This window comes from Parcubacteria group bacterium (genome assembly GCA_041659505.1).
Lineage (GTDB): Bacteria > Patescibacteriota > Minisyncoccia > Moranbacterales > UBA2206 > UBA9630.
In genome coordinates, this window is sequence record JBAZYF010000004.1 from 66,992 (window position 1) to 92,710 (window position 25,719).

Consider the following 25,719-nt stretch of genomic DNA (forward strand, 5'->3'; position numbering starts at 1 on the left):
GAGCGTTGACCGCTCTCATAATTTTTCTGTTTTTACTCGGAAAAATTTCATCCTCCAGGGAACATCCACTGTCTTTGTTTTTCAGCAATTCCAGTTTTTACATGACTTTCACTTTCCCAGGTCTTTTTGCTGAAAATTACCGAGAAAAAACTGGCCTTAATTTCTGTCTTTTTCTTTTTACTGAGCTTAATGAAATAAAACACATCGGCCCTGTCTTGACCAGCTACTTGGGCAAAAGCAATGATTTCTTCATTTTCATTAGTCGCAACAAGACAGCGCGAGGACAAAATTCTATCAACAGTTATTTCGATTCCATTTTTTCCCAAAAGACTGGTTGCCTCCCCTGCCTGCACTCGGTTGAGTTTTTCAATTTCATAGTCCATAGCTTTTTCCTTTCATTTTCGTTGAAATAATAAAGTAAAAACAATGACCTCATCCAAAGAACAAAAAAACAGCTCGCGGAAGGCAAGCTGTTTTTGAGTGTTTGCAATAGTTTCGTCTAATCCCCGATTCCAAACACACAAAAAGAGCCTGCCCTTGCCGGAACCGGAAAACCTTGGGAAATTGTGCGTTTGGCCTTTTGCATGTGTTTAAAATATTTACGCTTTCACTCTAGCAAGAAATGGTTATTTTTGTCAAACCTATTTTTTGAACCGTGCGTCTCCGTCAATCACAATTTTTTTCTTAAGCGATCTCGCTCCACGTCTCTTGAGATCAACCATTTTACTTTTATCTTTGACAATTTGCAATGTCAACTCCTCGCAAGCGATGTCGGCTGAACCTTCAATACTCTCCGAAATTTCTTCCGCCCGATAGAGCGCGTAGGGAGTTTTCACCATCAGCTCGACACGATACTTGCCTTTTTTGTCCAGAGATATTTCCACCTCAAACTCCAAAACATTCTTGATAATTCTGTTCACTTTTTGTAATCTTTTTTCAATATACTCCTGGGCTTTTTTGTTCGAGTCCAGGCCCTTAAACATAAATCTCATACTTTGCGGTTTTTTCACTACCATATGTTTTGATCAGTATTGAAGAGAAACTGACATATTCTCTAAAAAACCGATTAATTAACTTTCTTAGGACTAAAAACCAACATACATTATCTCTTCTTTGATTTGCGTATCATAACCTTCTCGTAATTTTTGCTTGATGATTCCAGCCAGAATGATCACGTCTTCCGCTGTAGCTGTTCCGTCATTGATGAAAAAATTGGCATGTTTTTCACTCACCATCACTCCACCGATTTTCTTCCCCTTAAATCCAGCCTCTTCGATCAACCAGCCAGCCGGAATTTTTCCATTTGGCGCTTTTGCTCCAGTTTCTTTTTCAAATTCTTGCAAAACTTCTGGATTATCTACGACTGGATTTTGGAAAAAACTGCCCGAGCTGAAACCTTTTGGCTGATGCTCGATGCGTTTTTTTGCGATTTCCTTCATCCTCTCTGTGATTGTTTTTTTGTCCCCTTTTTCTAATTTTAACTTGACTGATAGGACCACCAGGTTTGGATTTTTCTTAAAAAGGCTAGTGCGATAGGCATAATCACAATCCGCTCTTTTGTATTCCTCAACCTTACTACGATTATCGGAGATTTTTAGCGCACGCACACTTTCCAAATTATCCGCCATTTCCCCGCCAAAGGCTCCGGCATTGCCCCGCACCGCTCCGCCAACCGTCCCAGGAATTCCCATCGCCCACTCCATTCCAGTCAAACTATTTTCCCTAGCAAAATTAACAACACTCGACAAACTTTCCCCCGCCCAGCATTCAATTGATTCTCCTACAACTTTAATTCCCGTTTGTTTCTTGCTTGCCTGCCAAATCTTTAGCGCAGGCAGGTCTCTTGTTTCTTGTACCTTGATGATTAGTCCATCAAAGCCCTGGTCGCTAAAAAGAATATTGCTCCCACCGCCTAACATAAAAATTTCCAATTTATTTTCTCGAGCAAAATCCAACGCCTCCAAAAGCTCCGTTTCATTTTTCACCTCCGCAAAAAACTTCGCCGGTCCGCCGATTTTGAAAGTAGTGAGTGGTGCTAAGGGGATGTTTTTTTGGATGATTATCTTGGACATAATTGAAAAATATGTGTCATTCCCACGGAGGCGGGAATCCAGGTTCCACTAATTATAAACCATAGAAAATTGAGCTACGAGCCTGAAAACTCTCTACCTCAAAAAGTCTTGAATTTTAATAATTCGTTTTCTCTTTATTTTTAGCTTGAGGTGCCTGGATCCCCGCCTTCGCGGGGATGACATCAAACTAGAATACTATAATTCTAGCATAAAACTAGCTTTCATTCAAGCTGATTTTCCACCGTTTTGAGCATCCTCTTTCCGCACTTCTTCCCAAAAAAAGACCGCCAAAAATGAACCTAGAACAACCAGCCAGTCTATCCAATCAATCGGAAGCATCCGCAGATATGCTTGGCAAAATGGCAAATACATAAACACCAACAATATCACAACCGAAATCAAAACCGCTCCAATCGCGTACCTATTTTTGAAAAATCCCAGCCGAAAAGGTGAAAGCGTTTCACTGCGCGCCTGCAAAAGATTGGCCATCTGCGTCATTGAAAGGACGGCATAAGCGGCTGTAGTTGATTTGAGATAAAGTATACTATCAACGGAAAAGCTCTGACCAAAATGCCAGCCACCGCGAAGCATCGACCAAAGAAATGCCACCACCGCACCCGTTGCCATAATCAGCCCAAGGTAAATTATCCGGCGAAATCCGCCAAAACTCATCACACTATTTCTAGAGTTCAAGTTTGTCTTTGAAGCACCAGGCTCTTCCGGCTCAAGACCGAGCGCAAAAGAAGGAAAAATATCTGTCCCTAAATCAATTGCTAAAATCTGCACGGCTGAAATTGGCGAGGGAATTTGCAAGAGCACGCCAAAAATTACCGTGAAAAGTTCACTGGCGTTCGATGTGAAAACATAGTGCACAAATTTTTTGAGATTTTGAAAAACGGTCCGTCCCGTCCGCACCCCTTTCACGATCGATGCAAAATTGTCGTCCATTAGGATCATGCTGGCCGCTTCTTTGGAAACATCCGTTCCGATAATGCCCATCGCCACGCCGATATCGGCTTTTTTCAGTGCCGGTGCATCATTCACGCCGTCCCCTGTCATCGCAATCACTTCGCCATTTTTTTTGAGCACGGTCGCAATCCGCAATTTTTGTTCCGGCGCGATCCGCGCAAAAACACAGGCGCCATTTTTGATTCTTTGATATAATATTTTATCAGAAAGCTCGTCAAGCTGCTTGCCATTAATGACCAGGCTAGCTCCCTTGGGATCGGAGCCAGGCTCCGGTTTTATCAGACCGACATTTTCCGCAATTGCGCGTGCGGTTATTTCATAATCACCAGTAATCATAACAACATCAATCCCCAAATCTCGACACTCCGCAATCGCCTTGCCAACATTGGCACGTGGCGGATCAATCATTGCCATCATCCCGACCCAGACTAGGCCTTTTTCCGCTTCGACAAGATATTTATCTTGCGAAAATCCATCCAGCTCGCGATAGGCAAAAGCTAGGACGCGCAGAGCATCCTTGGACATCTGGTCGTATAACGCCTTAGCTTTATTTTTTTCCTCAGCGTTAAAGGGCAAGATCCGCTCACCAACCTTGGTGAAATTACAAAGGTCGATCATTACGTCTGGCGAACCCTTGACGAAAGAAATCGTTTTAGCGTTGCGGTAAATCACACTCATCCGCATCCGCTCTGAGGAAAAAGGATTTTCTGTAATTTTTTTCTCTCCACGCTCATAGAATTTTTTAGCCTTGTTATATTTTTGCCCCGCCACAATGATCGCCCCCTCCGTCGGATCACCGATTATTTTATAATTTTTCTTGTCCGTCGTCAGACTGGCGTCATTGCACAACGAACCGACACGAAAAAGCAGCTCCAAATTCGCCACCTCTTTCGGATTTATTTTTGCTTCGTTACGATAAAAATTTCCCACCGGTTCATAGCCAGTACCATCGACCTCCAAAACTTCACCATTAATCACAATTTTTGTCACAGACAATTCGTTGCGGGTAATCGTACCGGTCTTATCTGTACAAATGAGCGAAACGGAACCTAGTGTCTCCACGGCATTCAATTTTTTCGCCAGGACATTCTCATTGATAAGCCGCTTCATCCCAAAAGACAAGGCGACAGAGATAGCAGCAGGAAGACCTTCCGGCACGACCGAAACGGACAGCGCTAAAGCAAACAGAAAATTTTGATAGAGCGACATCTTGAAATATTGACCCGCAATGAGCACAACAATGCCGATAAAAACCGAGAGGACCGTCACATCCCGGCCGAGCGTGCGCATTTGTTTCTGGAGTGGCGTCGCGTCAGATGCCACCTCTTGCGTCAAATGAGCAATCCGACCTAATTCCGTATCCATCCCCGTCCCCGTCACCACAAAACGCGCTTCACCGGTCGCCACTGTTTCTCCCATAAACACCATATTATCAATATCTGTAAAAGCGATGCCGGTTTCTTTGATGATTTTTGCTTCCTTCCTTTTTGGTTTTGATTCGCCGGTGAAGATAAAACTATTAACCTTAAGATCATAGCTTTCTAAAAGATATCCGTCTGCTGCGATACTGTCTCCGGCAGCGATGAAAATGACATCACCGGGCACGACCAATTTCGTGTCGAGTTGTTTTTTCTCTCCATCTCGAAACACCAGCGCATAACTGGCTGTTAATTTTTTGATGCTCTCCAGGACGCGATCGGCCTTGAATTCCTGAAAAAATCCGACCGTCGCGTTAAGCAAAACAATGATGCCGATAATCGTTGCGTCGCGATATTCTGAGAACGCCAAAGCCAACCCAGATGCAACCAGAAGGATCCAAACCAGCGCATCATCAAACTGGGCGAAAATTAATTTCAACCATTTCCAGTTCTGCTTTTTAATCAACTTATTTTCACCAAATTCTTGGAGCTTCTGTTTCGCTTCATCTACACTCAAGCCTTCTAGACTTGAACCAAACTTTTTCAAGATTTCTTCCGGCGAAAGATTATAAATTTGTTTTTTGTTTTTTCCGCCCAAGGCGGATGCGTGTTTTGGCATTTTATTTTAAAACTATTCCAAAATATATTTTTCTAATTCTTTTTTCTCCCTGAAATAATCGATGTTATTTTGCATAAACTTTTCATATTCCAATGGATCATTATCAAACTGACCGAGGATTGTTTCTTTCACGCAGAGTTTCCCATCCCTCTTTCCAGTATAGTCTAAATAACTAGAACATGGCCAGTCTTTTTCAGGATAGTTATGAATCGCATGATTAGCGTTTACATAAACCGAGAGATGCAAAAGATATTCATTAGAATCGATATGGATGGATTTGAATGGTCCTTGAAAAAGAGAACCGGAACGGGCGTGTTTTTTATTGAAATATGCTGTATACCCAGAGCTAATTTTCAACATGAATTTACTTATTCCGTTTTTTTGTAGCTGCCTCAAAACAAAATGGTAATGGTTTGGATTAAGACAGTAATAAATTATTTCTACTAATTTTTTGATTTCGGGATTGTTAACGGCATTAGGGGCTAAGTCCCCTATAGGGGACTTAGCCCCTTGAATTGCCACTAACTTTTCTCGATAATTTTTTTCATACAAACTTCCAATCGCTTCAATACGATTAAATTCATTCATACCCACAATAAACCGAGTATAATCTCCATCACTCAAGAACACCTCCCGCTTATCCACTCCGCGATTGTAGATATGATAATATTCGCCATTGGCAAATTCTGTTTTTCGCATGTTGCTTCAATATGTCAGTAATTACGCATCCAATCACTGGGGTTTAAAAGATTTGGTTTTGGCTCTGTATTTATTTCATCATGTCTCGTGGAAATACTTATGCCAGCACAATCTAATTGGACGACAAAATTAAGAAAGTTGCCATTATCGTATTTGCTTAAAACTTGTTTTTTTGCTTCTGGGATTTTGGTAATCGAAAGGTCTATCATATAAATCATTCTACTGGGAAGTGCTGTTATGAATTCTTTTGATGGCACCTCGAATATTTCCATTGTTTTTATACCTACTTCAGCACGTTCAAAAACAATTCTCAACCAGTCTACCCGCTTATTAATCATTTCTCTTAACTGTCGCGTCTTAGGATTAACAGTGGATTCGCTACTATCGGAAAAATAGCCATTTAAAAAAGTTTGCACCCTAAATAATTCATGCAAATAACCTTGACTGAAATTAGACCAGATATTACGTCGCAACTCTTCACAATAATCATCATATTGATTATGATTTTTTTCTATTTCTGATATTCTTCCTACTACACGCTCCTGATAAGCGTCCTCCCATCTATTCATCTTAATATAATCCAAAATATCATTTCGCCCCATATTTTGTAACTCTTGAATAAGGCGCCTCGCTTCATCTTTATCCTCGGGGGCTGGCGGAATCGCTTCATACTTTTTTTTGGGCTTATCTCGATATGCCTGCTCTTTCTCTAGAATCCGAATTTTGTCTGTGACGACTCTCAATTGAGGCTTCAATTTATTACATTCATTACTTATTTCCCCAATCTTCACAGATAACTCAGAAGACGTTTGAGAAAGTTCTGCACATTTTTGTTTAAAACTATTTTCTTTTTGTTCCTCTGTGATACCCAATTCTCGTTCTTGAGCTATTGTTGTGATAAGCGGCTCTTCTTGAGTTTTGTGTGCTAATTTTATCTCGCTTAATTTATTTTCATAGGACTGCAGTAATTTAGAATCTTCTTCTGAAAATTTTTTAAACTCAGTCAAAGATTCATCGCGTTGAGCTTTTTCTTTTTTTCTTTTCCAAAATTTGAGACGAGAAATTTTCATCGACTGAAGCTCTTCTTTTTTGCCCAAGCGCTCCTCTGTTCTAATCCTTGTTTGCTGTATTTTATTCTCGATCGCCAAAATATCCTCTGCTTGTTTTGCTCGCAGTTGAGAAAGTTGCTCTTCCAGCTGGCTAGTATTTAAAGTATGGGACTCTCTGGATTTAGCCACTGAATCTTTCACATAACTCCATTCTATTATAAGCCGTTGTTGTTGTTTTTCTGTTTCACGCTTCTGCTTATTAAGTGTCTCAACCTGCAGACGCATTTCTTCTATCACTGGCATAATTTGCTTTTCCCTACCACGCAAATCATCCAGCATGCGATTTAATTCGTCTTGTGTATATTTCTCAGGAGTAAACTCTTGACTTATTTGTTCCTGAGGTTTTTGTTTTGGTTCTTTTATATCCATACTGTGTAGAATTATAAAATAAATTTTATCAACTTAAAATTTTATTAGAAAAATAGCTTCTCATTATTTCACATAGTTCCTCCTTCGAAAAAATCAAGCCAATCCTTTAATCCTGCAAATCATGGTTCAGACAATTTACTAACCACCTCCCAACCATTCCCCGCACCGATAGCAATCACCACATCGTCCGTGCCGATTTTATCTTTAAGAAATTCCACCACCTCATCAATCGTCGCAATATGCTCCGCTTTGCCACGATCATATTTATTGACCAGATCCACCAGATCTTTTGAATGCACGCCACCTTGCGCTTCACGAGCACTGCCATAGATATCGAGAATAATCACATGATCTGCATCAGAAAAGCTTTGGGAAAACTCCGAAAGCAAGGCTTTGGTGCGCGTGAAGGTGTGGGGATGAAAAATTGCCCAAATATTTTTCTCCGGATATAGTTCGCGCGCCGCTTGGAGTGTCGCCCGAATTTCATCCGGATGATGACCATAGTCATCAATGAGCGTTGCACCGTTGCGTTCACCGATAAATTCGAATCTGCGCGCCGTCCCACGAAAAGTTTTGAGCGCCTCTTGGATTTTCTCCGCGCTAAAATTAAGCTTGTGGCAAACCGCAATTACGGCCAGCGCATTTAGCACATTATGTTTTCCAAATAATTGTATTTCAAATTTTCCCAAATTTTCTTCTCCACGCAATACCTCAAATATCTGACTCGGAAGCATCGAGACTTCTCTTTTTAATTCTAAATTAATTATCTGATAATCACAATCGGCAGAAAAACCATAGGTCAAAACTGCACAGGTCGCTTCCTTGGCAACTTCTAGAGTAGAGGTTGCATCACCGCAAACGACCAAAAAACCAGTTTTGGGAATTCTTGCTACAAAATCCTTAAAGACTTTTTTATACGCCTCAAAATCCGGGAAAAAATCCGGGTGATCGTAATCACAACTGGTCAAAATTACGCTGTTGGGATTGTAGCGCGCTAATTTATTCTGATACTCATCCGCTTCCAATACGAAAATCTCCCCTGTTCCAGTAAGTGCGTTTCCTGCCCAATTCGTCACGCAACTGCCAATTGCCGCTCCAGGCTCCGCACCCAATTCTTTCAATGTATTGGCGAGCCAGGCTGAAGTAGTGGTTTTTCCATGCGTCCCACAAATCGCAATCCCATAGCGCCCATTAAAAAGTTGCGCTAATATTTCCGGATAACTGATTATTGGTAATTTTCTTTTGATTATTTCCTGAACCTCCACATTATTATTTTCGTTATAGGCGCTGGAATGAATTACCAAATCAATATCGGCTGGAATATTGTCCGCCGAAAATTTTTCGAAATACTGGATCTGATTTTTCTGAAGCACCGCATCGGTGAAAAACTTTTCCGCCGTATCAGAGCCTATTACCTCAATTCCCCCGGCCTTTAGTATTTCCGCAACACCCACCACGCCAGAACCTTTGATGCCAATCACATAAACTTTTTTGATTTTTTCCAGATCGATTGCCATATGTTTAAAACTAAAAAAATTATTCTTTGATCATTCCCAGGATCCCCTGTGCAATTTTTTCTGTCGCATCAGGATGATAGAATGTCGCAATATTCTCAGCCAGTTTCTCGCGCAATGCTTCATTCTCCATCAACTCGTCGATTTTTTCTAAGAGCATATGCTCGCCCATATTACTTTCTTCCATCACGATACATCCACCGATTCGCGCCAAAGAATAGGCGTTCATCCGTTGATGATCGCTCGCAGATGTTTCCAGGGGAATGAGAATGGCTGGTTTTTTGTTGGCAGCAATCTCGGAAATAGTCGTTGCACTACCACGAGAAATTACCAGATCCGCCACTGCAAGAACGTCTTCAATATTTTCCTTGATAAAGGCGATCGGATAATAACCTTCGCGCCCCGCCTTAAAACCAAGTTCTCCCGCCATATGAACAACATTTTCAAAATCATGTTCTCCTGTTTGATGAATAATTTGATATTTGTGCAAAAGTTGAGGCAAGATCCGCAAAATTTTATCATTGATACTTTTCGCCCCTTGTGATCCGCCCGTGACAAAGATGACTTTTTTTGACTCTGTGAGATTGAACGTTTGTCTGGCGCGATTAACATCGCCCTGCGTAATTTTTTCACTCAAAGGGTTACCCGTAAGCACCACTTGCGCCGCCGGAAAATATTTTTCCGCTTCCGGATAAGACACCGCCACGCGATCGGAAAATTTTCCCAACATTGAGTTGGCCAATCCCGGATTGGAATCTGACTCGTGGATCATAATCGGGATACGATAAAGCCAACCGACGACGACGACCGGAAAAGAAGCATAGCCGCCTTTGGAAAAAATCGCGTCCGGCATCAAAACCAACAAAAGCCACATTGATTTTAATATTCCAAAAGGAATCTTAAAAAAATCGGTCACATTCTGGAAAGAAAAATAACGGCGCAATTTTCCCGCCTGGATATTGCGGATCGGGATATTTTCCCGCCCCATAATTTCATCTTCCAACTTGCCCTTCGGACCGATGAAATAGAATTCCACCTCCGGCACAATTTCTCTGATTTTCTTGGCCACCGCTATGAGCGGAGTCAGATGTCCGCCAGTCCCCCCTCCGGTAAGTACGATACGCATAAATTTCGTATTTGATAAAAAATTAATTATTACCAATTTGCTTGGAAATATTCAAAAGCACGCCGATTCCTGCCATCAGAAAAACGAGCGACGTTCCACCATAGCTAATGAAGGGCAATGGAATGCCGGTGAGCGGGATGAGGCCGGAAATGGCGGAGATGTTGATGAAGGCCTGAAAAACAATCCAGGAAGTGATGCCGACGGCAGCTAATTGCGAAAAGCGATCTGGGGCATTTTGTGCTATGCGAAAACCGATCATCGCCAACGCTAAAAATAAAATAACTATAACAACCACGCCGATCAAGCCCAATTCCTCACCGATAATCGCAAAGATCGAATCACCAACCGGTTCCGGCAGATAATTAAATTTTTGCATGCTATGGCCCAGACCCACGCCAAAAATTCCACCCGAACCAATCGCCAGAAGCGCCTGATTGATCTGATAGCCGATCCCGCGCGGATCAAGTTCAGGATGGAGAAATACTAAGAACCGATCCATCCGATAGGACTCAAATTTGATGAGCAGTCCCAAGGCGGCAAAACCGGAAATTGCTATTAGTGCCATATGAGACAGCCTCGCGCCAGAAATGAAAAAAATCGACATGGCAATAAAAATAATCACGCCAAGCGTTCCCATATCTGGCTGTTTTTCCAAAAGAAAACTAACCACCGCTACCACTGCTAGAAACGGCAAAAGTCCCTCATAGAAATCCTTCACTTTTTCCGCCCGGCTTTCCAGCCAGGCCGCCAGATAAATAATAATCGACAATTTCAACATTTCTGAAGGCTGGAAAGAAAACGGACCGAGTTGCAACCAACGACTGGCTCCGTAGACCCGAGAACCGACACCTGGCACGAAAACGAGAATAAGCAGAAAAATGCTTAAGATAAACAAGGGAAAGGCAATTTTTTTCCAAAAATTATAGTTGATTTTTTGCACTGCATAGAGAACTAGGAGTCCCGGCAAAACTCCATAGAATAATTGATGCTTGAAAAAATAGTAGGAATCGCCAAACCGACTATGCGAATAAGCGATGCCCGCCGATGCGATCATCGCCAAACCAAAAGTGAGCAGTGTCAGAACGACAAATAATAAATTTTTGTTTATTGTTTTTCCCGCCATTTTTTTATCTCATTATGATTTCCGCTGAGTAGCACTTCTGGCACTTGCCAGCCATTAAAATTTTCCGGCTTGCTGTATTGTGGATGCTCTTTATAGTTTTTTTCTTTATGCGATTCATGCTTCGCACTTTCCGCGTTTCCTAAAACTCCCGGCAAGAGCCGCGTCACCGAATCCACAAGTACCATAGCCGGAAGCTCCCCACCTGTAAGAACATAATCACCGATCGAAATCTCTTCATCGGCAATTTGCTCTGCCACCCGCTCGTCCACACCCTCATAGCGCCCGCAGATCAAAATTAGATTGGCATATTTTGAGAGTCGCTCCGCCGTCCGTTGGGTATATTTTTTGCCTTTGGCAGAAAATAAAATTGTTCTGGTTTCCGCCCTAGGCGGACCCGCCTTGGGCGGGTTTTCTTCCCTGCTTTTTGCAATCAGCTTTTTCACAGCTTCCACGCAAGCATAAATCGGCTGAACTTGTAGCACCATCCCTGCTCCTCCGCCATAAGGCGTATCATCAACTTTTCCATGCTTATCGGTCGTGTGATCCCGCAAATTATGCGCGGTAACTTCGATCGCCCCACTTTTTTGGGCACGACCAATAATTGACTCTTTGAGATAGGAGTCGAAAATAGACGAAAAAATTGTAACAATATGAAATTGCATAATAATCTAATCATAGCAAAATAAATCAAAAAAGGCTAACTTTCGTCAGCCTTGAATTTTGTTTGCTATAATACACATTATACCTAAAAAAACTAAAAAGGCCTCTGGGGAAAATTCTTCCCCGAAGGCCTTTTTTTGAAACTTATCTTAGCCCTGCAGTTTTCTGCAGGGCGTGAACGACCTCTGCAATGCCGATTTTTTTGTCGCCGTTGACGTCGCCACTGACGTCTACGGAAACGCTTTTCCCTGCCGTAACTTGCAGGGACAAAATGGCGTCCGACAAATCAACTTTGTTGTCGGCGTTGACGTCTCCAGCTATCGGGTCTATTAATTTTACCACTTTGACATGATAGCCATCGGCGACCAACAATTTATCCCCTACCACCTCCATCGCATTTGCGATGATGGCGATCGTTTCGACCAGTCGCGGAGCCGTGACAATCGAAACATCAACAACTAGAATCTTTGTTTTTGTCGCGATGTATATTCTGCTACCGCTTTTTTTCATAAATAGCAACCCGCATTCAAGATCCATCGCGCTCGCCTGTTTGGCCAAGCTAAACCAGGTCTGCACATATGACGGATCTGTCAAGTTGATAATCGCTAGAACTCCCCGCCAACCAGTAGCATCTCCGGCCAGCGCATAAACATACTGGCCTTCCGCGACCATATCAATGGCCTTGGAAAAAGTAATATACCCATCAGCGGAATAAAACTCCTTCCGCGACTGGCCTAACTTGTAGGGTTCTCCTGTATTTGTCGTATCCCAAATGCCAATTCCTGCGGTACTCATTGCCAGGAAAAGATACTTTTTATCCATTTGAGAAAAGGATCTCTCGGGAGTTGCATCCAAACTTCGTGAGCCCATAAAGCTCAATTCTCCCGACGAGGGTAAGGGCAGATAGGTGCGAAGATACGGTGACACCGTTTCACTTCCACCACCGATGAAAATACCAATACCATCATTGGCAATGCTTTTAGCATTTTTTAATTGCCAATCAATACCGTTAAATAGCGCGGTCATCGAGCTTAAATTCACAACCGCTCCAGGTGAACTATAATAGCTCGTAAGCACAAAGCCGTAGCCATTCAAGACTGTCATTTTGGAAAAAGCATCCCAGGCCTGATAACCATTCCCTCGCAATGAGGAAACTTTTTGGAGCTGGTCTCCGATAAATTGGAGTTTAAAAAAATCTCCATTCCAAGCCGGATCTGCATTGGTAGTCGTGGCATAAATCATACCACTCCCATCAACAGCAATGTCCTGGACTTTGTTACCGAAATAAAAACTACTAACAATTTCGCTCTTCGCAAAAACATCAGAAGAGCAAAACATAGCCATTGCCAAGGATAATACGCAAATTAATTTTTTCATACAACTTCTCCTTTTTGAGTGAATGAGTTGAAAAAAATATAGCCACAGACTGTGGCGGAAATAAGCATTTTTACCGGACAATTCAAATCAAAAAATTGTCAAAGTACGATTTATAATCTTAGCACATTTTGACTTATTTGTCAACAACAAAAAAGGCTAACTTTCGCCAGCCTTTTTAATTTTGCTAAAGTTGAGCTAAATTAGACAATATCACCAACAACGTCGTCGATGCTTTTTCTCACTTCTTCTCTCGGCTCGCGGTCTTCTCGTGGTTTTCGCTCTGAGCCTTCCGGTTCGTTAATCTTGAGATTAACTCGCGCGTTGTTTCTTGCTCCGATCACGCGAAGCAAAGTTCGAAGAGCTTTGGCTGTCGCACCTTCACGTCCGATGATCATCCCCATATCTTCAGGATTGACATCTAGCGTAATTAGCACGCCCATTTCATCAATCTTCCTTTCGACTTTCACGTCGTCAGGCTTGTTCACAATCTGCTTCACAACATACTCAACAAACTCTTTGTCAGTCACTTGAATTGTAGTCATTTTCGTATTTCTAGATTAATGCTTATTAAATTGTTCGTAAGAGGGCTTCGGAAGATCGACCCCCACCATCGCTGTTGTCCGCTAGGCTAAAAATAGCACCGGCAGAACTCTCTTACTTTCGCCTATATTATATTATTTATCCGTTATTCTGTCAAAAAAATATCCACCAATCCGCAAGAGTCAAAATAAGGTTAGATTTCTGGCTTATCAATGCCTATGCTTTTCAAAAGTTCTAGTTGCTCCGGTCCTTCAATTTCTCGATACTCACGCGTTTTTAGACTACCCAATTTAATGTTCATGATCCGCGTACGTTTGAGTTCGGTCACCTTGCGTTCCAATCTTTCACACATCCTGCGAATCTGTCTTTTCTTACCTTCAGTAAGTACGATAGAAAAAGCCAACTCATTCACTTTTTTTACTTCGCAACTTCTGGTTTTATATCCATCATCCAGCACCACGCCCTCTGACATATTTTTGATAAACCCAGGGCTGATGGTGCGATCTACTTTGACCAAATATTCTTTTTCATGATAGTGATCGGGATTAAGTAATCGGTCAGTCACACGTCCATCGTTCGTAAGCAAAATAAGACCGTGCGAATCTTTGTCGAGCCGACCCACGGGAAAAACTTTCTGTGAATAATTGAAAATATCTTCGATGCTCCGCTCCCCTTTTTGCGGACTGTGTGTCACAATACCTTGCGGTTTGTTGTACGCCAAATAGACCAGCTTTCTGTTCCGGCGGATGTCTTTGTCGATCGTCACCTCATCTGTCTCATTGACTTTCGCCCCAAGTGCAGCCACCAGGCCGTTGATTTTCACCCGGCCGGATTTTATAATTTCATCCGCCGCCCGACGGGTGCAAAAATTGTTATAGGCCAGGTATTTATTGATCCGGATCGGATAAGTGATTTCTTTTTTCATTTAATTGATGTGTCATTCCCGCGAAGGCGGGAATCCAGGTTCCACTAGTTATAAATTACAACAATCGAACTATAAATCCATTAACTTCTTGTTACCAACCAGTAAATTCTGTTTTTCTTTTTCTTAAAACCTGAGGTGCCTGGATCCCCGCCTTCGCGGGGATGACACGGGGTATGGAAATACGCCAAAAGATTAAACTTAAATCTAGCACAGATTATTAATTTTGTCCACCACCTCATCGATCAAAAATTGCGCGGTCGAAGCGCCAGCGGCGATGCCGACTATTTGTACATCTTTGAACCATTCTAATTGTAACTCCAAAGCGGTTTCAATGTGATGCGTCGGAGTTTTTTGTGCTTCGCTTAACTGGACCAATTTTCCAGTATTACTCGAATTTTTTCCCCCAATCACAATCATTAGATCCACAACCTTCGCCAATTCGGAAACTTCCGCTTGTTTAGTTGAGCTATCCAGACAAATGGTATTTTCCACAACCAGGTTCTTGACTTTTTCTGCCAATCCCTTGATAACATTATCTAACAACTCTTTTTTTTGCGTCGTCTGGCTGAGCACACCGACCTTGCCACCGAATTCCAGATTTTTCACGTCATCAGCATCGTGAATTATTTTCGCTGAATCACTCGCCCACGCATTGATGCCAATCACTTCGGCATGCTGGGGATCGCCACAGATGACAACGTCGTAATTTTCCTCGTGAAATTTTTTCGCCACCAACTGTGCCCGCCTGACGAACGGACAAGTCGCGTCCAAAATCTCACCGCCTTGTGCCACAATTTTTTCCACAATTCTTGGATCAATTCCGTGACTGCGAATGAGAAACAGACTACCCGCCGGAATTTCCGCGAGCTCCCGCACAGTCACTAATCCTTTTTGCTCCAGCTTTTCAATCACTTGTTGATTATGGATGAGCGACCCCATGCAATAGACTTTTCGTCCGCTCTCCAGCGCTTTTTCCGCCAGCTCCACCGCCCGGCGAACCCCAAAACAAAACCCAGCATGCGTGGCAATTTTTATTTCCATAATTGTATCAATACGATTTACATTCTATTCCTTAAACGATTTTAGCTTATCATACGTCGGGATTTTGGACAATTGGGTGATTACTGAAGGAAAATCAAAAACAGTCCCAGATAAAAAGGACTGTTTTCTTGATTTTTAGGCTTAGCTTTTTCCGAGTTTGGGGGAAATTGCCAAAACATAGATAGCGCAGATTCCAACAACAGCATAGACAATTCTGGAAAGGGCTGACATATCTCCAAAAATTGCGGCCACCAAATCAAAATTAAAAATTCCTACCAATCCCCAGTTGAGTCCTCCGACAGCCAAAAGAATGACAGCGATCCAATCGATAGCGTTTAGTTTGTTCATGTGAACACCCCCTTTCCGCGTAAATATTTCATTTATTTTTTTGTTTATCGACTGGCTATATTATACCACAAAAAATAAATTCGCGCTACATTTTTCTGGAATCATACGCCCAATGCAGAACCGCTTGTCTTTGACGGGCTCGGCAATTCAAGTCTCCCTTCCGGCTTGTCCTGAGCCTCGTCGAAGGACAATTCTTTTTTATCTGCGCGATATGCCGAATGATAGCTTTCCATCTTTTGATTTGCCTCGCATCGTCTTCGCACCGGCGACCCAGATAATATCGACAGTACCATTGAAACCAGCCCCGTGGATCATCTGCCCAGATCCAACCTTTCTTTTTCCAGACTGAAAGGGGTTGTGAAGCATTGATGCCAAAGAAATTAAGTTTTGGATCGTTAAATTCGGAATTGAGTTTGGCTTTTTCAAACCAATCAGCCGGAAATTCTTTTCGGCAATCAGTCATATATTTTCCACCAAAAACTCCCAGCGCCAGCATCTCTTTCGGAGTCAGTTCCGGTTTGAATGCTGGATCAAAATTCCTGCCTGTCGACTCACTCAACTCATATGCATAACCCCGCTGCATCTTATCATTGACAATAACTATTTTTCTTTTTTGTTTTGGCATCTTAATTTAGAATCCAAATTGAATAATTTAAATAGCCGGCGAAACTCACCCAGAGAATATATGGCAGAAGAAGCCAGGCTGACAGGCGAGAAATTTTAGCAAAAGTAATGATAGTGACAAGAATGGCCAGCCAAAGGAAAATCATCTCGAAAAGCGCGCCGCCCGGACTGTGCAGGCCAAAAAAGATAATCGACCAAAGTGCATTCAAAACCATTTGAATCCCAAAAGCCCAGTAGGCCAAGCGTTTGCTTTTTTCACTCTCATCTGTCCAAATAATATAGAGTGCGTAGCCCATCAAGAGAAAAAGCGTCGTCCAGACCGGACCAAACACCCAATTCGGCGGATTGAGAGCGGGTTTCACCAGTACCGGATACCAACCTTTCACCGAACCGACAGTAAAAATGCTCCCAATTCCTCCCGCCAACTGTGGGACAAGAAGCGAGATAATGAGTTTGTATGTTTTTTTCATTTATTTATTTTAATTTTTTATTACTGAATTAGTTCCTGAATTTTTAATCCACCTACGCTAAAGCTCCGACGGACGAGCTAATTTTGAGCAAATTCTCCGCAGTTTGCCACGAATAGGGTCCAGGAAAAACTCTGGGGTTTTATACCTTTAATTATTTTCATAATACCACCAAGCATGCAATTACTCAAGATTGCTAAATGGCAGAAGGAAAGGCTTCATTCAAAACTAAAACAGGCGCTTTCGCGCCGAAAAAAACTAAAGTGTTCGGAGATAGGGATTCGAACCCCAATTAACAGAGTCAGAGTCTGTTGTCCTACCGTTAGACGATCTCCGAATATTATATTTTATAACTCAAACTAATCAATAAACCTAAGTCCCTATTGGCGTAACTCGCTCCGCGCTCCGTCGGCCATAGCCTTTGGCGGCGTGCCACCGTAGTTCCGAGTACTCTCGGAACGAAGGCGAGCCGTTAGACGATCTCCGAATGACTTTTAAATCATATTACAATTTATCCGCTTTGGCAAAAAAATTCAGGCCGGAGAGGCCTGAATTATAAGTTTTATAAAAATCAGCCTATTTCCCCATCTTTCTGCGGATGAAAGCTGGAATTTCCAACTCATCATCGTCATCCTCGTCAGTCAAAACTTTGTCTTTTTGCATAAAGGAATTAGTTGTTCTTTGGATCTTTGGTGGCACTTTTTCTTCGATGATCATTTTCGGTTCCTCTCTGACGGCAAAAGTACGGCTCAGATCTTCTTCTGGTTCGCCAACTTCAATCTCCGGTTCAATCACCGGTTTATTCCTTGTCAAACGTTCCATCGGAGACATCCGCGATTCATTTATTCGATCCTCATCAAACCCTGTCGCTACAACTGTGATTTGCACCTCGCCCTTTTTGAGTGTCTCATCAACCACGGCGCCAAAAATCACTTTCGCATTCGGGTCGATCGCTTCGGTGATGATATTCGCCGCTTCATTAATTTCAAGCATAGTAAGATCAGAAGAGCCAGAAACATTAAACAGCACGCCCTTTGCTCCATCGATTGAAAGTTCCAAAAGCGGACTATTGATGGCGGCTTTGGCAGCTTCCGCCGCGCGGTTCTCGCCTGTTCCGATTCCGATTCCCATGAGAGCCGATCCGCTATTACTCATAATCGCTCGCACGTCGGCAAAGTCAACATTCACGATTCCTGGTTTAGTAATCAGATCGGAAATTCCCTGAACGCCTTGGCGCAGCACATCATCTACAATCTTGAAAGAATTGATCAGAGTCGTTTTTTTGTCGATGATTTGCAAGAGCTTATCATTAGGAATCGTAATCAATGTGTCCACGCGCTCGCGCAAATTGGCCAGACCTTCTTCGGCAATCGCCCGTCTTTGCGCGCCTTCAAAACTGAAAGGTTTCGTGACCACCGCCACAGTCAATGCGCCTAGCTCTTTGGCAGATTCGGCTACGATCGGTGCGGCGCCTGTTCCAGTTCCGCCACCCAGTCCGCACGTGACAAAAACCATATCTGTCCCCTTCAGGACTTCCTGGATTTCATCGCGATTTTCTTCCGCTGCTTGGCGTCCAATATCCGGATTCATTCCAGCACCCAAGCCCTTGGTCAAATTTTTTCCGATATGCACTTTTTCGGCCGCTTTATTGTGATGCAAATCTTGCGCATCCGTATTGATCGCCACAAATTCCACACCTTTGATTTTCGTTTCAATCATGCGACTGATTCCATGTCCTCCTGATCCGCCGACACCAATCACCTTGATGCGCGCAAAAGTTTCTACCGGTGGTTTTATTTCTGCCATATATTTTTATAGATGTATAGAAAATTTAAATAAACAAAAACAGAGATTTTGGGAAAATCTATTCTGAAAATTTTATTTTTATTTTGGTTTTATCTACTGCCAATCGGCATCGGCATTTAGCCCTCTTTTCGTTAATTAAATCTAGCATAATAGCGCAATGAATGTCAAACCAAGAATTAAAAACACCTAAAACTCTTTTTAAGGCCTATTTTAAGGCAAAAATTTCCCAAACCACTTCTTCATTCCTTCCATTTTTCCGCCCATTTCCGAGATGACGCCACCGACCATCTTGTTTCCAAATCCATTCCCGCCTCTTTTCTGCCCTTGCTCCTCTTCTTGCCCCCACAAAAGCAATCCGACCGCTGTCGCGAAAGCCGGATCGTCAATCTTATCCACCAAACCGCCAAGTGGAACAGGAAAACCAGTCTGAGACGGAAGTGCCAAAATATTCTTTGCCAAATCCACACAACCCGGCAGCTTTGCTGTGCCGCCAGTGATGACCGCCCCGGCTGGAAGCAGCCGCTCCTTACCGATCAATTTCAATTCTTTATTCACCATCGTGAAAATCTCTTCTAGCCGCGCTTCGATTATCTCTGCCACGTGGTGGCGGGAAACAATTCCCTCTTCGCTAGAATCCATCTGCGACAAATCGATATTTTCTTTCTTACTGATTTCTCGCGGACTTGCATTGCCAAATTCCAATTTTATCTTCTCTGCCACATCGATGGAAGTACGCAGGCCGATCGCGATGTCATTGGTGATGTGATTGCCTCCGATCGGAATAACGGAAACACGCAAGAGATCATTCTCTTCAAAAACGGCCACTGAGGTTGATCCGCCACCGATATCGACCAACACCACGCCTAGCTCTTTTTGTCTTTTGGAAAGCACTGCCTTGGCCGCAGCCAAAGGGGAAAGCACAAAGCTTTCTGCCAGCACTCCAGCTTCTTCGATGCATTTATTCAAATTTTTGATATGCGGCGTCGAACCTTCAATAATCATCGCATCAACTTCCAGGCGCACCCCGCTCATCCCTAATGGATCGCGGATACTTTTTTGATCGTCCAAGGAATAGCTTCGCGGAATAATATGAATAATCTCTTTATTGGCGGGAATCGAAATCGCTTGCGCTGCATTGATCACGCGAGAAATATCATCTGACACAACCTCACCGTCTGCCCGACCGACGGCGATTACGCCTTTGGAATATTGGGAAGAAATATGGTTGCCACCGACACCGGAAATCACATATTTCACTTCCACCCCAGCTGTCCTTTCGGCTAGAGCGATGGACTCATTGATCGATTTGATAACCTCTTCTAAGTCGACAATAATTCCGCGTCTCACGCCAAAAGCCGGCGCGATTCCCACACCGATCACTCGCAAATTTTCTTCGGAAGGGATAATTTGGGCAATGACAGTTCGCACAAATGAAGACCCAATATCCAATCCGACAATAATCTCTTTTTTAGCCATGCTTTGCTTTTTATTTTTTAACTTGCATTTTTAAATTATATTACATCTGGCAACATTCGACAACCCGCCTTCGTCCCGCTACTGCGTGACTATGGCGTGGCGAAGCCTAAGTCAGAAACTCAGGCGAGCGGAAATATATGGCAGGAAAATGATCAGACCGATAACTACCGCAAAAATGGCTGAAATAAGCACCACCGCCGCCATCATATCTTTGATGAGTCGCGCATAAGGATGGACCCGAGGTTTCAAAATATCCACTACTCGCTCCACGACCGTGTTCAAAAGTTCCATGATCAAAACACCCACAATCACCAAAACTAGGGCGACTGTTTCCATCCGGGTGACATGGAAATAGACCATGGCAATAATCACCATGATTGATATTACCAGCTCATTTTGAAAATTTTTTTCGTTGCGCAAAATATACCCCAGCCCTCGCATCGCACAAGACATGCTTTTCACAAATTGATTGATCCGGTTCATTTTTATTTTATAAGAGATTAGTGTTCAGTTTAAAGCTTCATCATAAATAGCATCCTGAATAGCAAACATTGTTTTGCCATGCGAGAATCCGAGCAAATGCAAAACGCCATGCGCAATGATTCTTGCCAGTTCTTTTTGCAAATCATTTTCCGAGGTACATTCACTTGCGGATTGTTTGATATAATTATAACACAAAATCAATTCGCCGAGAAATAGCTCCTGCTCAGTCGCTTTTTTCAATTCAGATGCTTCTTCAAATTCACAAAAGGATAACACATCTGTCGTGCGATCTTTTTTGCGATAAAGCTTGTTGAGCCGCCGAATTTCCTTTTCCGATACCCAAGCGAGGCTCAAGCTTAGGCTTTTTTTAGCCAACTCAACATAACCGCTCTTCGCAAGCGTTTCCGTGATAACTTTTTTGACAAAAGTTTTTTTCACCGGACTCTTGTCGGTATTGTTGATTTCTAGGTTTAGTTTCATGATAATAGTTTACTCATTTTTTTCTCGCAATCAAAACAATATTTTTACCGCTGGCCAAAAAACATTTTTCAATTTCAAATCCAGCAGATTGAAAAATCTCTACGAGGCTACTTTTAGTATACACCCGATGGTAGCGCTTGAAAACGCCACCCTCATTATCTTGAAACGGCACCAAGATATCGCCAAAACCAAACCCGCGATACGCTCCGATTTGAAAAATTTTTCCCAAGAGAGAGGAAAAATTAAAAATATTTTTCCGTCTTTTTTTCTGCCAAAGGTTCCAAGCTGTGATGACAATTGTTCCGCCCGGTTTTGTAATGCGGAACAGTTCCCTAGCCATCTCTCTGGCATATTTTTCGGGAAAATGATGAAAAACCGCCACGGAAATAATCCTATTGAAATAATTGTCGGGAAATGCTAGACTGGCAAGACTTGAAATCTTAGAAAAGGACGCCTTGTGCTCGGGATATTTTACCTTTGCTAGATCAATCAGTTTTTGGGAAACATCCACGCCGACATACTCTATTTTTTTGTCTTTCAGAATTTCCAAAAGCCGGCCATTGCCACAGCCATAATCCAGAATTTTGTCCCCGTCCTCAACATAATCAGCGATAAAAGCCAGATCGCACCAGAAATTTTTCCGCGTATGGGAAAATTTCTCTGCCATTTGATCATAGCCAGATTCGGTTTCGTTCAGTATTTTATTTATTATTTCTTGCTGCATAAAAAAATAATGTCATCCTGAGCGAAACGAAGTGGAGTCGAAGGATCTTCTTAACACTATCCAAAGCTTAATTTATATTTGCAAAGCTTGGGGTATCGGTAGGCAGATCCTTCGACTTCGTCCTGAGTACAGGACTTCGCTCAGGATGACAACATTTTTAAATTAAAAAGTCTCATGATTAAAGCTTACGACAATTTTGTTAAACTGGCAATGCAAGAGTCCGTCACTACGCCGGGAGAATTTTTGCGTGTTAAAAAAAATGTTTCCAAAATTTTACAAATCCCCGTGCCAACCAATGCCAATCTGCGCGAGGCTTATGAAAAATTAGTCGCCCAGAAAAAAATTAAGCGTGACTTGGGATTTGAAAACATCCTGATCAGCAAAAAAATCCGCACCCGTTCTGGCGTGGCGGTCATCGCTGTGCTCACCAAGCCCTACCCTTGTCCGGGAAAGTGTCTTTATTGTCCGAGCGAAAAAGCCATGCCCAAGAGTTACCTAAAAAACGAACCGGCGGTGATGCGCGCCATCTCGGTCAAATTTAATCCCTACGCGCAAGTGCAAAAACGCCTGCGCGCGCTAGAGCTGAACGGTCACAAGACGGACAAAATCGAACTGATCGTGATGGGCGGAACGTTTTCCTATTTTCCCAAAAAATATCAAAATTGGTTTGTCACAGAATGTTTTCGCGCGGTGAATGATTATGGTCATGTAGCCCGTAGAGACGCATTGCGATGCGTCTCTACCACGTTAGGCCGCGAACAGAAAAAAAACGAAAAGGCCCAGCGACGGATCATTGGATTGACCCTCGAGACTCGCCCGGATTATATCGATGAAAAAGAAATTTTAAATTTTCGCACGCTGGGTTGCACCCGAGTGGAGCTCGGTGTGCAAAGCATTTTTGATGACGTGCTTACGAAAAATAATCGCGGACACGATGTGGCCGAAACAATCCGCGCCACCAAGCTTCTCAAAAACGCCGGCTTCAAAATCAACTATCACATTATGCCCGGACTCTATGGATCAGACGAGAAGAAAGATTATCAGATGTTCAAAACGCTTTTTTCTTCACCGGATTTTCAGCCGGATATGCTCAAAATTTATCCGACAGTCGTTCTGCGTGACAGCACGCTCTATGACATCTGGAATAGAGGCCTCTATAGAGGCCTCGATGATCAGCAGTTTGAAAAATTCATCTTGCGCGTCAAAAAAAATCTCATCCCGCCCTACGTCCGCATCGCGCGACTCGTGCGGGATGTGCCTGCCGAATCGATCATTGCAGGACCGATCATTTCCAATTTGCGCCAAATGATCGCCGAAAAATCTCAGTGCCAATGCATTCGCTGTCGAGAAGTCGGTGGAAATTTCAATTTACAAGACGAACTGATATTAAACCGCATCGACTATGACGCCTCGGATGGAAAAGAAATATTTTTGGAATATACAACAAGTGATAGAAAAAAAATATTCGCCCTTTTACGCCTGAGGATAAATGGAGATTCGACCTACATAACGGAGGTCGAACCTCCACAAGTTCTCAAAAATTCCGCCATCATCCGCGAAGTGCATACATACGGAACAATGACCGAGATCGATAAGAAAAATAGTAAATCCCCGCAACATATCGGCCTCGGGAAAAAACTGATCGCAGAAGCGGAAAAAATTGCCCGGCAGGAATTCGGCCTCAAAAAAATCGCCATCATTTCCGGCATCGGCGCGAGGGAATATTATCGCAAACTTGGTTATCGCTTAAAAGATAGTTATATGGTAAAATACATACACTAAGCAACATGATTTGCAGAAAAAAATGAAAAAAAATATTAGCGCCATAGTAATTATCATCGCATTAAGTATCGGCAGTTATCTATTTTTCACAAAACGCATTTCTGAAAAGCAACTGCCCCAAACTAAAGACGAGCTATCCGCGACAGGAGTGATTAACTTTCACAAACTTTCTGCAGGAAAAGAATTTGGAAATATCTTAAAGCTTTTTAACCCAGTAATCGATGAAAAAAATCGAAAACTCTATGTTGTTGGCTCAAAAACAACTTCCATAGGTGTCATTGATCTGAATAAAGATGAATTGATTGACACATTTGACATCGGTGTTTTTGGAGGCTTCTTGATATTCAATGACCAAAAACTCTATTCCTTTGATTTTGGCCGGAGTAAATGTTATGCAATCGATACGATAAATAAAAAAGCGACGGAAATCTCCTTCGACACTTGCACTAGCCTTGCGCCACAAGACAAGGACAAACCGAAAAAAGCCGGTAGCTATTCCTTTTTGGAAACCGGCTATCGATCTTTTTCTGACGGAACAACCGGCTTCCCGACAGACTGGACGCAAAATCTGAACGGCGCCTATGGGGTCATTGAAATAAGTGATTCTGCTGGAAAAAAGGTTGGCGAGATTGTTCACGGTCCCGATGCCAATTTTTTCACCATCGATTCTAAAACGAATAAACTCTACGCGACCAATACAGGAGATGGCTCTCTTTCGGTTTTTGATCTGAACAAGCTGGAGAGTACCAATTTTTGTGAAAAAAATAGTTGTCTAGTCAAGGAAATCAATGTCGGCGATTCTGCCGATCAAGTAATTGCTGATTCGAATGGTAATCTTTATGTCCGAAATCGCTTGGGCGGAAGCACAATTTTCAAATATGACCAATCGACCAAAACTTTCACCATAATTGAAAATGAAAATCAGCTTTCGAAAAATGCCTCGATTTGGAATAATAATTGGCACGGCGAAATGGCACTGGGAATGTGGCCGACAGATATGGCACTAAGTGGAGATGAACAAAGACTCTATGTTTTGAGCCATTACGGTGCACTGATTGATATTGTTGATACAAATTCTAACAAGGTGACCAGCAAAATTAACTTCAACCCAACACTCAAGCCCAGAACTGATTCCATTGCTAGTATGACCTTGGACAAGTCCAGGGATCGAATTTATGCGATCTGGCCCGAATTAGGATTAGTTGGAATTGCTGACGGAAAAAATAGCCAAACTCTAGGCACGATCAACCTTGAAAACTACGGCTTCAATAAATCCAAAGCGGCCAATAGAGGACCGGGCCAGATCAGTATCGCAGTCAGTGAAAAAGATGGCTCCCTTTTTGTCCACCTATTCAATGAAAAAAAACTACTCGCTTTTGACGGAAACACTTTTCAGCTAAAAAAGGAAGTGATGGAAGTAGAGACTGAAAAAAGAGAGAAAACCTTGACGGTTAATCCGCAAAAGAACGAGCTATACCTCGGCAGGACCATTTTTAATCTGACTACTCTGGAAAAAAGCGGCAGTTTTTCTCGCGGACAAAAAGTTGAAGCCATTAATACTACCACCGGTTCAGTCTATTTGAAAGACTTGCTTGCCGATAAAAATAGTAAAAACAAAATGAGTTTGAAAATCTTTGAATATTCTGATGGTACTGCGAAAAAAGAATGGACGATTGATGACTTAGGAGAAATCGCCAACACGTTTTTCGATTTTAAAAACAATGTTTTCTACGTAGCTGACTTTCTTTCCAGTTCTGTCATAAAACAAGATCTAACAAACGGCTCAACTCCAAGTACGCCCCCTGCCAACCCTGCACCCACCGACACCAAAAAACCAATGCCTCCAACAGCAACATCCCAAACGCCAATATCCCCGACTACGCCGACACAAGGAAAATGCGGAGACGGAATTTGTCAACCGATCGAAAAAGAAAAAGGCGTTTGCCGGGAAGATTGTAAATGAAAAAA

Annotated in this window: 24 protein-coding genes and 1 tRNA gene; 2 read left to right on the top strand and 23 right to left on the bottom strand. The window is 42.6% G+C overall.

The features are described from left to right. Positions 1–47: 47 nt before the first annotated feature. The 23 genes from WC848_05730 to WC848_05840 form a co-directional block, all read right to left on the bottom strand. Positions 48–383, bottom strand: a complete 336-nt coding sequence (locus tag WC848_05730; GenBank protein MFA5962156.1) for a hypothetical protein — start codon at positions 381–383, stop codon at positions 48–50. 258 nt (positions 384–641) lie between these two features. After that, positions 642–1,016: an HPF/RaiA family ribosome-associated protein gene (locus WC848_05735; protein MFA5962157.1), complete on the bottom strand. Its 375-nt coding sequence runs from the start codon at positions 1,014–1,016 to the stop codon at positions 642–644. Positions 1,017–1,085: 69 nt separating this feature from the next. After that, complete coding sequence (gene murB, locus WC848_05740) at positions 1,086–2,072, bottom strand: UDP-N-acetylmuramate dehydrogenase (protein ID MFA5962158.1); 987 nt, start codon at positions 2,070–2,072, stop codon at positions 1,086–1,088. Between the two features lie 225 nt (positions 2,073–2,297). Continuing rightward, positions 2,298–5,078, bottom strand: a complete 2,781-nt coding sequence (locus WC848_05745; protein ID MFA5962159.1) for a cation-transporting P-type ATPase — start codon at positions 5,076–5,078, stop codon at positions 2,298–2,300. Positions 5,079–5,090: 12 nt separating this feature from the next. After that, on the bottom strand, positions 5,091–5,777 hold the full coding sequence (locus WC848_05750) for a transposase (GenBank protein ID MFA5962160.1): 687 nt from the start codon (positions 5,775–5,777) through the stop codon (positions 5,091–5,093). A 14-nt stretch (positions 5,778–5,791) separates the two neighbouring features. Beyond that, entirely contained in the window at positions 5,792–7,255 is a 1,464-nt protein-coding gene (locus tag WC848_05755; protein MFA5962161.1) for a hypothetical protein, read from the bottom strand. A 119-nt stretch (positions 7,256–7,374) separates the two neighbouring features. Next, on the bottom strand, positions 7,375–8,772 hold the full coding sequence (murC, locus tag WC848_05760) for a UDP-N-acetylmuramate--L-alanine ligase (protein ID MFA5962162.1): 1,398 nt from the start codon (positions 8,770–8,772) through the stop codon (positions 7,375–7,377). A gap of 19 nt (positions 8,773–8,791) precedes the next feature. Then, positions 8,792–9,895 (bottom strand): undecaprenyldiphospho-muramoylpentapeptide beta-N-acetylglucosaminyltransferase, encoded by a 1,104-nt coding sequence (murG, locus tag WC848_05765; protein MFA5962163.1) that lies wholly within the window; start codon positions 9,893–9,895, stop codon positions 8,792–8,794. Positions 9,896–9,917: 22 nt separating this feature from the next. Then, positions 9,918–11,018 (bottom strand): putative lipid II flippase FtsW, encoded by a 1,101-nt coding sequence (gene ftsW / locus WC848_05770; GenBank protein MFA5962164.1) that lies wholly within the window; start codon positions 11,016–11,018, stop codon positions 9,918–9,920. After that, complete coding sequence (trmD, locus tag WC848_05775; GenBank protein MFA5962165.1) at positions 11,000–11,680, bottom strand: tRNA (guanosine(37)-N1)-methyltransferase TrmD; 681 nt, start codon at positions 11,678–11,680, stop codon at positions 11,000–11,002. Before trmD ends, ftsW begins: the two co-directional genes overlap by 19 nt. A gap of 142 nt (positions 11,681–11,822) precedes the next feature. Next, entirely contained in the window at positions 11,823–13,055 is a 1,233-nt protein-coding gene (locus WC848_05780; GenBank protein MFA5962166.1) for a hypothetical protein, read from the bottom strand. Between the two features lie 200 nt (positions 13,056–13,255). After that, complete coding sequence (locus WC848_05785) at positions 13,256–13,597, bottom strand: KH domain-containing protein (GenBank protein ID MFA5962167.1); 342 nt, start codon at positions 13,595–13,597, stop codon at positions 13,256–13,258. A 191-nt stretch (positions 13,598–13,788) separates the two neighbouring features. Beyond that, positions 13,789–14,520: a pseudouridine synthase gene (locus WC848_05790; GenBank protein MFA5962168.1), complete on the bottom strand. Its 732-nt coding sequence runs from the start codon at positions 14,518–14,520 to the stop codon at positions 13,789–13,791. A 204-nt stretch (positions 14,521–14,724) separates the two neighbouring features. Continuing rightward, positions 14,725–15,561 (bottom strand): 4-hydroxy-3-methylbut-2-enyl diphosphate reductase, encoded by an 837-nt coding sequence (locus WC848_05795; GenBank protein MFA5962169.1) that lies wholly within the window; start codon positions 15,559–15,561, stop codon positions 14,725–14,727. 141 nt (positions 15,562–15,702) lie between these two features. Then, complete coding sequence (locus WC848_05800) at positions 15,703–15,909, bottom strand: DUF378 domain-containing protein (GenBank protein MFA5962170.1); 207 nt, start codon at positions 15,907–15,909, stop codon at positions 15,703–15,705. An 85-nt stretch (positions 15,910–15,994) separates the two neighbouring features. Further along, a complete protein-coding gene (locus tag WC848_05805) occupies positions 15,995–16,534 on the bottom strand; it encodes a hypothetical protein (protein MFA5962171.1) in 540 nt (179 codons plus the stop codon). A 1-nt stretch (position 16,535) separates the two neighbouring features. Beyond that, positions 16,536–17,003, bottom strand: a complete 468-nt coding sequence (locus WC848_05810; GenBank protein MFA5962172.1) for a TspO/MBR family protein — start codon at positions 17,001–17,003, stop codon at positions 16,536–16,538. A 263-nt stretch (positions 17,004–17,266) separates the two neighbouring features. Beyond that, a tRNA-Gln gene (locus tag WC848_05815) sits at positions 17,267–17,337 on the bottom strand. Positions 17,338–17,576: 239 nt separating this feature from the next. Next, entirely contained in the window at positions 17,577–18,806 is a 1,230-nt protein-coding gene (ftsZ, locus tag WC848_05820) for a cell division protein FtsZ (protein MFA5962173.1), read from the bottom strand. A gap of 210 nt (positions 18,807–19,016) precedes the next feature. Further along, positions 19,017–20,282 carry a cell division protein FtsA gene (gene ftsA / locus WC848_05825; GenBank protein MFA5962174.1) on the bottom strand — a complete coding sequence of 422 codons (1,266 nt, stop codon included), beginning with the start codon at positions 20,280–20,282 and terminating at the stop codon, positions 19,017–19,019. A 111-nt stretch (positions 20,283–20,393) separates the two neighbouring features. Further along, complete coding sequence (locus WC848_05830) at positions 20,394–20,765, bottom strand: diacylglycerol kinase family protein (GenBank protein MFA5962175.1); 372 nt, start codon at positions 20,763–20,765, stop codon at positions 20,394–20,396. A 24-nt stretch (positions 20,766–20,789) separates the two neighbouring features. Beyond that, a complete protein-coding gene (gene ybeY, locus WC848_05835; GenBank protein ID MFA5962176.1) occupies positions 20,790–21,245 on the bottom strand; it encodes an rRNA maturation RNase YbeY in 456 nt (151 codons plus the stop codon). A 13-nt stretch (positions 21,246–21,258) separates the two neighbouring features. After that, a complete protein-coding gene (locus WC848_05840) occupies positions 21,259–21,969 on the bottom strand; it encodes a class I SAM-dependent methyltransferase (GenBank protein MFA5962177.1) in 711 nt (236 codons plus the stop codon). A gap of 174 nt (positions 21,970–22,143) precedes the next feature. Between WC848_05840 and WC848_05845 the strand changes: the two genes are divergently transcribed. Further along, positions 22,144–23,751, top strand: coding sequence for an elongator complex protein 3 (locus tag WC848_05845; protein MFA5962178.1), 1,608 nt, complete (start codon positions 22,144–22,146; stop codon positions 23,749–23,751). A gap of 22 nt (positions 23,752–23,773) precedes the next feature. Beyond that, on the top strand, positions 23,774–25,714 hold the full coding sequence (locus tag WC848_05850; GenBank protein MFA5962179.1) for a hypothetical protein: 1,941 nt from the start codon (positions 23,774–23,776) through the stop codon (positions 25,712–25,714). The last annotated feature ends 5 nt before the right edge of the window (positions 25,715–25,719 follow it).